We start from the raw sequence: 15,059 nt of genomic DNA, 5'->3' as shown, positions 1-15,059 counted from the left end.
CGTTAGGGATGGGCGCGGATACCGGCCCGTGTGTAATGCCTGAAGGCGTATGAGCATACAGCCCGGACCGTAGGTAACGCCCCAAAGGTTATTTTCGAAATCTTTTGTTTGGATTGCGACTGGTATGAAATATAGCCATCACGGTAATCTGTTTCAGATTTTCATCGATTATATAAACAATCAGGAAAGGAAATTTTTCAGTTAATGCCTGGTGAAATTGATTATAGTCGGCCTTGTAGTGATAAGGGTTCCTGCTAATTTGATTTAACTTTCTGCGGATGGCGGTTTCAAGCACATCGCCAAGTCCCGATTGTTGCTCTTCGTACCATACAAATGCATTCGAAAATTCTTTTGAGGCCTCCTGGCGGATCTTCAGATCATAATTCATTAACAAAAGGCGGCTATTTTACTAAAGCTTGTTTTGCCATAGCCAAGGTCTCGTCCCAGGTAAAAGATTGACCGACTCCATTTTGATGGTCATGGTATCTCCTGTCTAATTCATCCCTCTGATCTTTGGTGAGTTCGTAGCTATCGGAGATTTCATTTTGCAGCAAGGTATATATCGCTTTTAATTTATTGTCCTCTGCGGTTTCAATATATTCATGCAGTTGTTTCCGTATTTGAGATGTGCGCATATAATTAGCCTTTTCACAAATTTAATAAAATTCAGGCATTGGGAATATGGAATTTAAGATCAAAATAAGTTTAATTTTGAAAAACGAAACAAATCTTCCCTTCAAGTGGAGATTTAAAGAGGGCTTATGCAATCCAACTTCAACAAATACAACGATAAATTCCAATCTGCCTTAGCCGGGCTAAACCCCGAGCAATTGGCTGCCGTAAATAAAATGGACGGGCCGGTTTTGGTAGTTGCCGGGCCGGGTACAGGCAAAACACAGATATTGGCGGCACGTATTGGCAAAATATTAACCGATACCGATGCCCTGCCCAGCGAAATCCTGTGCCTTACCTATACCGATGCCGGGGCCGTAGCCATGCGCAAGCGCTTGTTTGAGTTTATTGGGCCGGATGCTTACCGCATTAACATCTACACTTTCCACGCCTTTTGTAACGAGATCATCCAGGAAAACCTCGAATATTTTGGCAAGTTGAATCTGGAGTCGCTGTCCGACCTGGAATCGGCCATGCTGTTTCGCGAATTGGTGGATGAGTTTGATAATGACCATTTGCTGAAACGTTTTACCGGCGATGTGCATTACGATACCAAACGCCTGAAAGACCTGTTCAGCACCATGAAGCGCGAGAACTGGGATGCGGTTATGATCGAGACAGCCGTGCAGGAATACCTTGACGACATCCCTAACCGCGAGGAGTTTGTGTACAAACGGGCCAACTCCAAAACCGGCATTAAGGTAGGCGACCCCAAACAAAAGGATATTGATGCCGCGCATGACCTGATGAAAAAACTGGTTGCCGCCGTGCGTGAGTACCAGAACTACGATGTTAAAATGAAAGCCAAGGGCCGTTATGATTATGACGACATGATCATTTGGGTGCTGCGTGCTTTCCGTGATAACGAAGAGATATTACGCAAATACCAGGAGCGCTACCAGTATATTTTGGTAGATGAGTTCCAGGATACCAGCGGATCGCAAAACGAGTTGCTGCGCTTTTTGCTGAACTACTGGGATGTGCCCAACGTGTTTGTGGTTGGCGATGATGATCAGTCGATCTTCAAGTTCCAGGGTGCCAACATGAGCAACATACTTGATTTTGCAAGCGATTATGTGAGCACCCTTAAAACGGTGGTGCTGAAGCATAACTACCGGTCGAACCAGCACATACTTGATATCTCCAAAGCGCTGATTGACAACAACCAGGAGCGTTTAACCAAGCAGCTTAAACTGGATAAGGATTTGCAGGCCTCCCATCCGCGCTTCACGGACATGGCAATTGAGCCGCTGATTCGCGAGTACGAAAACCCCGACCAGGAACTGGTAGATGTATCGGCACAAATAAAACAGTTGATTGACAAGGGCACCGAGCCCGGCGAGATAGCCGTGATTTACCGCAACCACAGCCAGGTAGAGGAAATGATCCAATACCTGGAGGTGAAAAAAATAGCGGTGAACACCAAGCGTAAAATAGATATCCTCACCCAGCCCTTTGGCGAAAAGATCATCAATATCATGAGCTACCTCATGATGGAACTGGATTCGCCTTATAGCGGTGATGAGCTGCTATTCGAGATCCTGCACTATGATTTCTTTAATATAGCACCCATAGAAATCGCCAAGGCCAGCATAGCGGTATCGCAGGAAAACTTTGCTGCCAACAGCCGCGATAAGGTTAAAACATCCATCCGCCGCTACATTAGCGAGTTGCGGCCGCCCGCGCAGCCAGATTTGTTTGCGCCGGATAAGTACATGGAGATGAGGTATCTCATGAATAATATTGATAATTTGCTTAAATCGGCCGTAAATTCAACGCTGCAGGCGTTTTTCCAGGATGTGATTGCCAAAATGGGCATCCTGAAATATATTATGCAGCAAGAGGATAAAGGCGCCTACATGCAGATGCTCACCAGTTTCTTCGATTTTTTAAAGGATGAAAGCCGTAAGAATCCCGATATCAAATTATCCGACCTGATAGCCACCATCGATCTGATGAAAAAGAACGGCATCCGGCTTGATTTGAACAAAGTGATCTTCAGCGATAACGGCGTTAACTTTTTAACTGCCCATGGCTCCAAAGGGCTGGAGTTTGAGCACGTATTCTTCATAGGTTGCGACAAACGCACCTGGGACAGCAAAGGCCGTAACAGCGGGTTTAGCTTGCCAGATACCCTCACCCGCGCCGTATCTGACGATACTGCCCAGAAGGAAGAGGCCCGTCGCTTGTTTTATGTGGCGGTTACCCGTGCCAAACAATGCCTTATGATATCATACGCCGGCAAGGATAAAAAAGGGAAAGACCAGGAAGCAAGCCAGTTTATAGGCGAAATTTTAGCCAGTACCGATACCCAACTGCAATACCCCAAGGTGCCCGCTGATACCATGGTCGATTTTATTGCCACCCAGTTTAGCGAGATAGAAAAACCAAAGGTGGAATTGCTGGATAAAAACTACATTAACCAGCTGCTGCAAAGCTACACCCTATCGGTAACGCATTTAAACAACTACCTTGATTGCCCGCTGCGGTTTTATTTTCAGTGTTTAATCCGGGTGCCATCGGGTAAAAGTCCGTCGGCCACGTTTGGGCAGGCGGTACACTGGGCACTGAATAAAACATATCGCCTGTTAAAGGAAAACGAAAACGAGTTCCTGTCGACCGAGCAATTTATGAACGAATTTAAATGGTATATGGCCCGCAACCGCGATTCGTTCACCAAAGATGAATATAAGCTACGCCTGGCCTACGGCGAGAAGATATTGCCGCCTTATTATGAACAAAACGTAGGCGGTTGGAACAAAATAGCCGTAACCGAAAAATCGATCAAAAACATCGAGATAAACGGTGTCCCTATTAAAGGCAACCTGGATAAAATGGAGTTCGACGGTAAAAACGTTACCGTGGTTGATTATAAAACAGGGAAAGTACGGAACGCCAAAGACAAACTGTTGCGGCCTACATTTGATGCCCCCATGGGCGGCGATTACTGGCGCCAGGGCGTATTTTACAAAATTTTGGTCGACCATGACCGCACCAACGACTGGGAAGTTATCGACACCATTTTTGATTTTGTAGAGCCCGTAAGCGAAGGCGAATATTACCGGGAAAAATACGTGATTAGCCCGGCAGATATTGAAATGGTAACGGACCAGATCACCGATACCTACGCCAAAATTATGGCCCACGAATTCAGCACCGGCTGCGGCAAAAAGGAATGCGACTGGTGCCATTTTGTAAAAACGAATTTTAAACAGGCTGAGGTGGTTTTAAACGCGGTGAGCGAAGAGGAAGAAGATATATGATAAATTATTTTTTGTGATTTGTCCTAATCTGGACTTACACAATATTGCCGCTTAATAAACCATAACCTGATCGAATTTGACTACAGTAGGGACAGATGCTAAACCGGAAGAAACGACTAAACCTGCTAATAGTTGATTTTTTGTTTGAATGACTACTGAGCCTGTTTTTATCCAGTTTTTTCCATCAACAGATGAATAAGCAGAAATTATTGCTCCCTTTCGTTGCAACCGGAGCCAGTAATAACCGGTAAGACGGCTGAAAGTAACAACCGGTTCCGACAAAACAGGGCCCGATGCAATATCTTTTATAGTACTATCCTTAGCGGCGCGAAAAAGGAGCTTTGTATGCCAGCCTGGTGATTCGGGCTGCCCATTAAGCTCCGGCTTTACTATCAAAGCTGCCTGTATATCACTATCTTCCAGTCCTTCGCGGATGGCCAGGCCAAAACCGGAAAATTGTGAACTAACCTGCGGCACATACCGGGCTGTGATAGTTCCGTTAGGTTTTAAAGTTGTATATATAAACTTAAACTGGTTCTGCACACTATCGATACCCATTCCCCCGGATGTTATAGTAAATTGCCGGCCATCAAATACCGCCGAACCTTTCGGTTCGCCATTACTTCCAATATCCGCCGCTTTCCATTTGATTGGAAAACCAGTTGTAATACTAACCGGGTACGCGTTCGCACTCCCGCCCGATTTATCAGAAGCAGACACGGTATAATAATAAGTTCGTCCCTGCAGCGCCTTTGTATCCCGGTATAACAAACCAGTGATATTGCCGGCTAAAACCGTATAAGGCCCGTTTTTCTGTTCTGATCTTTTTAAGGTATAATAATTTGCTCCCCTGCAGGCCACCCAGCTAATTGTATTGCCATTTGTTGATGTTGTTTGGGCCAATAACCCTGCCGGGGCAGCGGGAATAGTATTTATATCATCACTACCTGCCGTCCTGGAGTAAAGCAATGTTCCAAACCCTACATGATCGGCACCCGGGAGCCCCTGTTGTTCGGGCCTGATTTTTTCAGCTGCCGCCTGGGTATAAGGCGCGGCTAAGCCCATGCGATTAACATAATGGTTATAAATTTGCTCATATACAGCCCTTAGCCTTCCCCTCCCTTCAACCGAGATGCGCTGGTGCCAATATTTACCGGTCATGTCCATTGCAGGCACATAAGGCACATCCTGGCCCAGGTTAAATTTAGCTGTATATTCAAACCCCTTTAGTAAGCGATTATCGGCATATGCATACAGGTTTAATCCCTGGTGCCATGCCATTTCAGCACAATCGCCCAGATGCGCTATGCCCAGTTGGGTGTGGCTTTGGTCGCGCCCGCTTTCCTGGCACTGCCCGGTTTCATTAATAATATAATTAAGCAGGCTGCCATCGCCCGCGCCATTAATATAATAGTGTAAAGCCCGCTCAAATATGGGGCGGTCATTGCAAAAAACACCAATCGCCATCATGGTTTTCATAGCTGCAGAATCCCAGTTGCCGTTGGCAAATGGCGCGAAATCTTTGATAACCGGGTAAATCACTTCCCTGAAATGGCTCTCTGTTCTTTCAATATCCGCCGCCGACCAGCCCGAGTGGGTATACCGCAGTATCTCGGCAGCGTTCACCATTTTGAAGGGCCCAAGGCCGGCCATTAACACAGCGTCCCGCCCGGTTATTGATTTTAATGTTGATGACCAGGCGTTAACTATTTCGATGGCTTTATCAGCATATAATTGCGTGCCGGTAAGCGCCCACATCAATGCATCCTGATAAGCAGCGTTAGCATCAGCGTCATATATACCCTGCCCAACTGTTGGATTTCTGCCTACCATCTCCATAGGGCCCTGCATATGATAGGTATTTTGCGACTGAGAATGGGCCTGAAAAACCAGGAAACCGCTATATACGGGTTCTTGCTTCGCCAGTATAGCCGCTTTCATCCGCGCTATATCCTGCGCATTTTGCAGCAAGCCTGGATGAATGAATGATTGCGCCTGTAACTGTCCGGATAAGCATACTGATAAAAAACTGCATAATAGTAAGCATAGTCCTTTTAGATAATTCATTGTGTTCTTATTATAGATAATCTCTTTGTTGTAAATACTCAAAAAGCTCATGTCTTATTACCTGGATATATAAAAGGTTTGTTCAACCGGTGTGGCAGATTGCCACAAAGGCCCTGTTATCCTCCCCCACTGATAGGCCACGATGTTTATTTTTACCGGGTATTTACTTTTGAGCGGAACAGGGGTGAACTTAACTATACCGTTTTCCACGTATGCCGGCCCCGAAATAATATAATAACCCACAGGCAATCCCGAATCTGAGGTGGCATGTAAAGCCAATTCTTTCGTGCCAAATTTAACATTCTGTATTTTCTGAAAGGTTATTGCCTGGGGCTTCCCAATTGTTAATTTGGCAGGGATGTTCATCTTGCCGGGTTGTACAGCGTGGCGATATGCCGCATCGCCGGCATTTTCTTCCTGTATCCAAAGCTCGCCGCCCATTCCCATCCTATCAAACTGTAACCTGAATAACGATGGCCCGGTTTGTACCGCCGGGCCAGAAATCACCCTGAAATTAATTGCCCCCGATGCGTGACCCAGTTTTTGACCTGCGCCAATAAGTTCTGGTGGCATTTCCGGTAAAAAACCTCCTTTTAGCCGGAAAGAAACGCCATCTTCTTCCGGTTCAAACTTCAAATCGGCATAACCCAGTTTGGCTACCGGTAATAACCGGCCATCCTGTATAAACGTAAGCATTTGCCGTTTGCGCTTTGCGCGGTCGCCTTCAAATTTCATAGCCGCTATCGCCGTTTCCTGGTCAAAAAACCAATAGCCGTTGTCGCTTCCGCCTTTAAATGAGTTATGAGGAGCCGGTAAAAACGTCTCTTTTTCCATGCCGCCGGCACCGGTTAACCAGCCCGATGATTTTTCAACCGGTTTTAAAACCAGTTGCCCTTGTTCAGGTAAACGGAACCGACATGCTTTACGGATATACAAGGCAATAAAATTTGCCAGACGGGCAGACCAATCGAAATGCCCTCCGCCGGGATCTACCACCACACTAACCAGGTTACCGGCATCACGGGCACGTAAAGCTAATGCGGTTTGTTTTACCACCGGCCAATAAAAGTCACGGTCGCCCGGTTGGGTGGCCGGGTCGGGCACACGGTATTGAGGCCACTCGGTAGTCTCGCCTACGATGTAACAAAGCGGAATGTTTTTAAATTTCAGGGAATCAGGTAGGGGAACGGTTTTTACGGGGATGCATGCTATTGTTCGTTCGGGCAAGGCATTTGCAAAGGTCCAGGCAAAATGCCCGTTGGCCGAATGCCCCATTGGTATTACCGGCGCATTTTTCAATTCATAATAGCCCGACTCCTGTGCCAGGTTATCCATCATTTGCTGAAAAACTATTTCCATGCCGGGCTTCATATCGGCAGTTAAAGATTGGTCGTTCCGTTGCCCCGGCCCAATCCAAATAATGCCTAAACCTATCTCTGCCGCTGTTCGGCGTATCAACGAATCCTCGAGCCAGTTACGTTCAAGCAAGTTGGCCAGGGATATTATTACTCCTTTAACCCGTTTGCAATCCGGTGGTATCCATAAAAAGGCAGTCCGGGCACCAACCTTCACGCTATATTGATAAACATGCAGAGTCGGACTATCCTGGGCTTTGGAGCTAATTGACACAAAAATAGCCAGCAGCAAAGGAACTATCTTAGCTATCCACAAAAATGCTCTTATTTTGTTGCTCCTTTTCACCTCACCATGTACTTTTAAAATCATCCTGAATAAGGGCTTATGGTGTTATCCTAAACCAGTCAAAATCGGCATATCCGCCCGTGCGCACATCCGGTTTGCCAATACAGAACAGGCCTACTTTTGCTCCTATCCATTTATCGGGCAGGGCCGTAAATGATGTTCCTATTTCTTTAAAATTGGCCCCATCCTCGCTGTAACTAAAACTACACCGGGCGTCAGGCGCACTTACATGAACCCTGAGATAAACAGCAGATTGATTGATCCTATTTTCGGCCACAACCTGTTCTGTATTGCCGTTTAATGCCTCTTTACAAATTACGTGGCTTATTTTAAACCCTTTTTCATCTTTGGAAACAGATAGATAGGCATAGTCATTCCCCATAATAAGTAAACCTGCTTTTTTACTTTGCCATACATCCCATTCCACTTTATAATTAACCTTTGTTGTTGCCGTAAAATCGGCAGCCGGAAATTTTTGCAACAACAGATTAGGCACAGGCCAAAGGTTAGCCACACCCGGTTCTGTTGGAAAAGCAAACAACCGCAGATAGCCCGAACCCGGGATTAATGCACTCCATTGTATTTTGGGATTAGCGTGCCATTGCCATTGTAAACCAGGCCGATCTGCATTAAACTCGTCACTTTCAGCCGGAGTTATTACCGGGTAGGTTTTACCTGCATATGGCTTTTTATAGGTAAGTACGGGCTCTCCGATGCCATCACCATCGTCGTCTTTACCAATTACCGGCCAGTTATTGATCCATTTTACCGGTTCCAGGTGGAGTATTCTGCCGTAAGCCCCTTTATCCTGGAAATGAATAAACCAGGGCTCGCCGGTTTGTGTCTGCACCAGCGCACCCTGGTGTGGACCATTCACCGCGGTTCGGCCCTGGTTCATCACTATTTTAGCCTCATATGGCCCATAGATATATTTCGACCGCAATGCAAGCTGCCATCCGGTGGCTACACCGCCTGCCGGCGCCAGCAAATAATAGTAGCCATTACGTTTATATAGTTTGGGGCCTTCTATAGTGGGATTCTTGTCATGACCATCGTAAACGTGTTTACCATCATCCATAACATTTGTCCCTTCGGCATTTAGCCGAAAGATGGTTAGCAAACTGTTAATACCGGCGCGGCTGCCCGCCCAGGCTACCGCCAAATAGGCCTTCCCATCATCGTCCCAAAACGGGCAGGGGTCAATAATTCCCTTGCCCGGCAAAATCAACAGCGGTTTACTCCAAACGCCCGCCGGATCTATGGTTTTAATCATGTAAATGCCATAGTCGGGATCGGGGTAATAGATATAAAACTCGCCCTTATGAAAACGGATGCTGGGCGCCCAAACGCCCTTGCCATGCTGTGGCTTATCATAAACAGTTTCGGGAACTTGCTCTTTTAACGCGTAATTGATCAGCTTCCAGTTAACCAGGTCTTTAGAATGAAGAACAGGCAGGCCCGGCATACAATTAAAACTTGAAGCAACCAGGTAATAATCATCTCCAACCCGTATGGCATCAGGATCTGAATAATCTGCGTACAAAACAGGGTTCTTATAAGTGCCGTTCCCCTGATCTGCTACCCAAACTTCAGACACAGGGCCCTCAGCTGTTGCGCCCTGTAAATGCCCCTGTTGCGCTATAACAAACTGACTGCATGCCTGCATGCTCAAGAATAATATGTATAATTTGAACCGCATCAATGTTTCACTTTATAAAATTTTGCACCGAACAAAAAGATCACCACGTAACAAATTATTGGCAGGTAATAGGCTTTGGCCACATTATGGTTGGCAATAAGCCCCATCAGCAACGGGAAGCATGCTCCGCCAACTACCCCCATAGAAATAAAGGAAGAAGCTTGCTGGGTATGTTTGCCCAGATTTTTAAGGCCAAGACTAAAAATAGTGGGAAACATGATACTGAAGAAAAAATTGATCATCATTAACGCGATATATGATATCCATCCATGGCCTTGGGCAACTACAATACACATAATAACATTTCCTAAAGCAAATGCGGCCAATAACTTACTGGGGGCAATAAATCTCATCAGGAAAGTTCCTATAATACGACCAACAGCCATCATGGCCATAAAAACACTCATATACCCGGCGGCGGTTTCATTGCTGAAACCCATAACATCGTGCCCGTAATTAATAAAGTAGGCCCAGGTACCGCCCTGCGCGGCTACGTTAAAAAATTGCGAAATAACAGCCCATACAAAATGACCGTGCTCATATAGCTTTTTTGTTGGGGCGACATCTACATTTACTGCATCGGCGTCCACTTCCGATACTCCTATATGGGGAGCAGTTAATACAGGTATTTTAAGAAACAAGAAAACAATAGCAATAAATACAATTACGCACCCTATACCAACGTATAATGTTTTAACCGACGACAAATCAGTAGAGTGTTCACCCGCTGTACGGAAAAAAAAATACGCCCCCAGGGCGGGACCAATAATAGTGCCTATGGCATTAAATGACTGCGAAAAGTTGATACGCTGGTCGCTGGTGCGCTGATCGCCTAAAGATGCTGCAAATGGATGCGCTACCGTTTCCAGCGTGGCCATACCGCAACCTAAAATGAACAAGGCTATTCTGAAAAAGTTAAATGAGTTCGCATTCGCTGCGGGCACAAATAAAAAGGTGCCAACGGCAAACAGCATCAGACCCAAAATAACACCCGGTTTATAGCCGTATTTCTTTAAAAAATACCCTGCAGGTATACTCATGACAAAATAGGCGCCAAAAACAGACAGTTGTATTAGCCCTGACTGTGATTTGGAAACGTTCAATACATCCTGGAAATGTTTATTCAATACATCGCTCATGGAATGAAGCAATCCCCACATTAAAAAAAGGGAGGTGACGAAAACAAACGTCACGATAAATTTCTTTTCGGTAAAAGCTGGTTTATTGGTCATTGATTTTGATTTTTTTAACTGAAGCTACGGCTTTTTCAACTGGCTTAAACAAATTGGCAGCCCCTATAAGCGGCGCGTACTCCCCTAACCGGGCAAGTTCAATAGTGGTGTTTGGTAACCGACTTTTTAAAGCCGGCAAAAAAAGGTCGGACGCAAGGGTTATATTACCGCATAGGATTAAACATTGCGGAGATATGGCCAGGATATGAGGTTCGAGAAAACTACTTAGGTCTTCGGTAAAGTCTTCAAACACCTGTTTAGCAACCACATCCATATCGGCTATAAAAGCAAGCTCCTTTACGTTTTTAACTGATTGGCCCGATAGTTCATGATATCGCTTTACAAATCCCCGGGTTGATAAATAATCATCTGCGATGGTCTCCTTAAATGATAAACTACCCAAATTCAAATCAGTTATTTCGTCGTCAATGAAATGTGCCGATCCAAAACCTGTCCCCAAGGTAACCCCCATCACATTTTTATATCCCTTTCCCGCTCCTGCAATGCATTCGCCTGCAACAGTAGCTTCGGCATCGTTCCGGAATTTAATGCGTTTATGATGTATTTGTAATGTGTTGGCCAGGTGAAATTTAATATTAATACCGTAGATAGATTCGTATTTATTGAGCCCTTTGATGTACGAGGTTCCATTGTGGTAATCAAAAGGCCCCGGCATGGCCAGCGACAGGCCTGATATATGAACATTGGCCCTTTCTAAAACCTGTTTTAATATATTGCTCCAGGCAAATAAAATATCTGCCGCCGAACCCTGGCTGTTAATATCAATCCTTACCTGGCTTTGTTCAACAATCGTGTTTGTTTTATAATTACATATTGCTGCCGTTATATGTGAACCGCCAATATCCGCGCTTAAAATATATGGTGTAAATACGTTTTCAATTGACATGTCGCGGTCTGGTGTTACTGTAAAACTCATTATTGATTATGCTCATTTATATAGGATCTGTTAATTAATTTCACATATATTCTTTATCAAAGAGTCTGCTTTAAGCTTTGTGCATTCTGCTTTTAGCTTCTATTTAATTTCTTCTATATGCATTGCCTCACCTCCTGATGGTTGCAGACTAATGTTTAACACTGTTTTACTACTAACCACGCTACTGCTAACCCGCACATGCGTAGCTGTAGCCACGGAGGCATCGTCACTATATATTTTGACCCTGTACTTTTTGCCCGGGGCCAGAAAAGTGAGCGGCACGTTCAAAGTTCTTGCTTTGTTATTGGTAATGGTACCTACAAACCATTCCGTTCCTTTGCGCCTGGCAGTAGTAATATATTCCCCCGGTTTACCTTGTATTACCCTTGTTTCGTCCCAACTGGTCGGAATATTGTCCCAAAACTCCAGTTCGGGTTCGTTATGCTCTGCCGATGGCTTATCATACCAGTAAAGCGTTTGCAGGGGGCTGTAATAAATGGCGGCCAATGCCAGCTGATGCGCATGGGTTGTTTTTATACGTTTATCAAAATAACAAATAGTATAATCGGCCGGGCCGGCTATGTAGCGGGTAAAAGGTAATATGGTATTGTGGGTTGCATCGGGCATTTCTTCGTTGCCGCGTACCCCTTCGGCTGTCATCAGGTTGGGCCATGTACGTTGTTCGCCGGTGAGGCGCCAATCGTCATGAATATTAACCATTATATGGCTGGCCGCCGCCTGCTGAATGGCTTTCTCTACCCAGGTAGTCCAGCGATGCGAACCCACCTGTACAAAACCAAATTTTACGCCTTTTACCCTCCACTTATTATATACAGCAAACAGGCTGTCGCTTTGCACCAGCAACGCTTGCTGGTTAACGTATAGCCATATTCCAATGCCTTTATCCTTGCCATATTGAATAATGCCCGGCAAATCAAAATCAGGTATAGCCACTTTTGTCGCATCGGAATTAAAGCTGAATGCCGGCCCATACCATTTCCAGTCAAATAGTATGTATTGCAGCTTATGTTTTACAGCAAAATCGATATTGGCTTTGGCATCGGCAGTAGTTTGAGTCATTACACGCATAATTTTGCCTGGCTTTATCCAATCAGTATTTGTTGTTTTAGATGGTTCGTTCAGGTTAAGCATTATGTAATTATGCGTTATCAAATCGCCCGGAGTTGTGGCCACCATAATTACGCGCCAGGGTGTACCAACCGGCGACACGATTTGTGCCCCCCCAAACATAGACGTTACAAGGGTATTTGGCTTATCGTCGCTTAATTTGAATTTGGTGCGGGCATAATCAACCAATTGCGCTTCGCCAAGCGCTACAAACAGCCCGTTGGGTAGCTCTAATGTAAGCGGGCGTTCGCTTTCACCGGGCCAGTTAGCCAGTGGCAGCTTGTAATAAGGTGCCTGGGCCCAGTTGGCAAACCAGGCCTGGGTACCTGCCGGGAAACTAAATCCGGTATTTTCGGCGGTGACGTTGTAATACGTTCCTTTTTCATTTTCTGGGAAATAATAGCGAATGGCGACACCTTCATCATAAGCCCGAACCTGTACCTGCATCACATACATTGGGTTATCATCCTTCACCAAGGTGATATCGGCAGCATTATAATGATCCCTTATCTGGCTGCGTTCGCCATTTACCGGGATCCAGCTGGTATCATGCGTGGTGGTTTTTATATCTTTTATCACCAGGTTTTCGCACCAGTTTTTATGCTGATCTATCTTCAGCGCCATCGCTTTTTCTGACAACTGGTTATCCAGCTGAATATCCAGCACCGACTCGCCTATAACCTGTTTATCCTGGTAAGTTACCTGGTAATACATGGTCCGCTTATTATCGGCCGACTGCTTCTGATAAAACTTCAAGGTCAGGTTTTTACCCGGCGATTGAATTACCAGGGGAGCACCCGTCGCCGTGTTTTGCGCTTTGGCAGCTAACGTGATAAATGAAACTACAGCTAATATAAAATATCTCATTTAGTGCGATTTATATTGACGGTAAGCAGCTTTGGCATGTTGTAATTTATCCAATCTTAACAAGGCCTCCAAATAATAGTAATCGGCATAAATAATTGACGCATCAATTTCTGTCCCGGCGGGGTGATGCCCGGTAGCATGCAGTAAAAAAGCGTTGTTTACATTATGGCTTTGGTAAGCCGGCGAGGAAAGCGTTTGCAACATAGCTTCGGCCTTCTGCCGATAAATCCTTGCCCTGGCCTTATCTTTTACAAAAGTGCATAGCTCCAACAATGCAGAAGCCGTTACACATGCTGCCGAGGCATCTTTAGCAGCATTGGGGATAGCCGGATCATCAAAATCCCAATAGGGGATCAAATCTGCGGGCAAACGGCCCAGGTACACATCTGCTACTTTTTGTGCAAAGTTTAAAAACTCCGCTTTCCCGGTTTCGCGGTAGCACATGGTAAAACCGTATATCGCCCATGATTGCCCCCTGGCCCACATGCTGTTATCTGCATAACCCTGGTGAGTTATGCCTTTTATCTTTTTCCCGGTAATGGTATCGTATACCACTACGTGGTAAGAAGTATAATCGGGCCTGAAGTGGTTGTGCATGGTGGTTTCGGCATGCTTAACCGCAATATCATATAGATGCCTGCTGCCGCCATTTTTTGAGGCCCAGAATAACAGCTCGAGGTTAATCATGTTATCGATAATGGTATTGTGGGGCCAGCCCATTTTTTTAACCATTGGCGGCCACGATAAAATAGTACCCACTTTGGGGTTAAACAAAGTGGCCAATGAATCTGCCGATCTTAATATAACCTGTTTATACGCTGAGTCTCCCGTTAGCCTGTACCCATTGCCAAAACTGTTAAATATCATAAAACCCAAATCATGGTCGAAGCCACTGTGTTGGGAAATTGGGGTTAATTCCTGTGTGAATTTGTCAGCTGCTGTTTTCCATTTTTCATCGTGGGTACCTTCGTACAGATACCATAAAATGCCGGGCCAGAAACCGCTGCACCAATCCTGGGAATTTACATATCGCCAGTCTGTTTTGCCTTTATCTATATTACGAGGCAGGTTATTCCCATTTGCCGGAATATTACTTAGTGTTTTTTGCGCCTGGGCTACGCAATAGTTTATATTGGGTAGTACCTGCAAGCTTTTTTGAGCATGGGCCCCGAATCCGGCACCCGAGAGCATCAGGACGAATAAAATTTTGTACAGCGCTTTGGTATCGAAACGTTTTTTTAGATAATTCCTTTTCATACGATTTTATTGGTTCTCAATTTTTGTACTCCGTCTCGGCAGACACCTATGTTGTTAATTGTAAAAATGGCCGATCTGCTAATTGCTAAAACGATCTGCCGCCGAGCGCAAACAAAATTGGAGCAACCATTTATAATTGAGTTTCGAAAGTAGTTTAAAACAAAAACCCGCAGGGGGGTGCATTAGGTCAAATAAGGGGGAGAAGAAGTCTATTTGGCAAAAAAAATGATTATCGG

Annotated in this window: 10 protein-coding genes; 1 reads left to right on the top strand and 9 read right to left on the bottom strand. The window is 45.2% G+C overall.

What is annotated here, in order from left to right; all coding sequences use genetic code 11:
- Positions 1–88 precede the first annotated feature (88 nt).
- Both BMX56_RS04185 and BMX56_RS04180 read right to left on the bottom strand, forming a co-directional pair.
- Entirely contained in the window at positions 89–388 is a 300-nt protein-coding gene (locus tag BMX56_RS04185; protein ID WP_090641133.1) for a type II toxin-antitoxin system RelE/ParE family toxin, read from the bottom strand.
- Positions 389–401: 13 nt separating this feature from the next.
- Complete coding sequence (locus BMX56_RS04180; RefSeq protein ID WP_090641131.1) at positions 402–635, bottom strand: addiction module protein; 234 nt, start codon at positions 633–635, stop codon at positions 402–404.
- Between the two features lie 126 nt (positions 636–761).
- Between BMX56_RS04180 and BMX56_RS04175 the strand changes: the two genes are divergently transcribed.
- Positions 762–3,935 (top strand): ATP-dependent helicase, encoded by a 3,174-nt coding sequence (locus BMX56_RS04175; RefSeq protein WP_090641129.1) that lies wholly within the window; start codon positions 762–764, stop codon positions 3,933–3,935.
- A gap of 51 nt (positions 3,936–3,986) precedes the next feature.
- On the opposite strand, the gene BMX56_RS04170 is transcribed toward BMX56_RS04175, so the two are convergent.
- From BMX56_RS04170 to BMX56_RS04140, 7 genes are all read right to left on the bottom strand, one after another.
- Positions 3,987–6,002: an alginate lyase family protein gene (locus BMX56_RS04170; protein WP_090641704.1), complete on the bottom strand. Its 2,016-nt coding sequence runs from the start codon at positions 6,000–6,002 to the stop codon at positions 3,987–3,989.
- 57 nt (positions 6,003–6,059) lie between these two features.
- A complete protein-coding gene (locus BMX56_RS04165; protein WP_090641127.1) occupies positions 6,060–7,727 on the bottom strand; it encodes a hypothetical protein in 1,668 nt (555 codons plus the stop codon).
- Positions 7,728–7,740: 13 nt separating this feature from the next.
- Entirely contained in the window at positions 7,741–9,369 is a 1,629-nt protein-coding gene (locus BMX56_RS04160; RefSeq protein ID WP_218152374.1) for a glycoside hydrolase family 43 protein, read from the bottom strand.
- Positions 9,370–9,401: 32 nt separating this feature from the next.
- Entirely contained in the window at positions 9,402–10,634 is a 1,233-nt protein-coding gene (gene fucP / locus BMX56_RS04155; protein WP_090641124.1) for an L-fucose:H+ symporter permease, read from the bottom strand.
- The gene (locus BMX56_RS04150; protein ID WP_090641122.1) at positions 10,624–11,571 is read right to left on the bottom strand and encodes an ROK family protein; all 948 of its coding nucleotides are present in this window, start codon (positions 11,569–11,571) and stop codon (positions 10,624–10,626) included. The genes fucP and BMX56_RS04150 overlap by 11 nt, the downstream gene beginning before the upstream one ends.
- A 99-nt stretch (positions 11,572–11,670) precedes the next feature.
- Positions 11,671–13,566 carry a glycoside hydrolase family 97 protein gene (locus BMX56_RS04145; protein WP_090641120.1) on the bottom strand — a complete coding sequence of 632 codons (1,896 nt, stop codon included), beginning with the start codon at positions 13,564–13,566 and terminating at the stop codon, positions 11,671–11,673.
- A complete protein-coding gene (locus tag BMX56_RS04140) occupies positions 13,567–14,823 on the bottom strand; it encodes a glycoside hydrolase family 88 protein (RefSeq protein WP_090641118.1) in 1,257 nt (418 codons plus the stop codon).
- Between the last annotated feature and the right edge of the window lie 236 nt (positions 14,824–15,059).

The organism is Mucilaginibacter sp. OK283 (assembly GCF_900110415.1).
In the GTDB taxonomy this organism is placed as follows: domain Bacteria; phylum Bacteroidota; class Bacteroidia; order Sphingobacteriales; family Sphingobacteriaceae; genus Mucilaginibacter.
The sequence above is the reverse complement of the archived record's forward strand: the minus strand, read 5'-3'. Positions and strand labels throughout refer to the sequence as shown.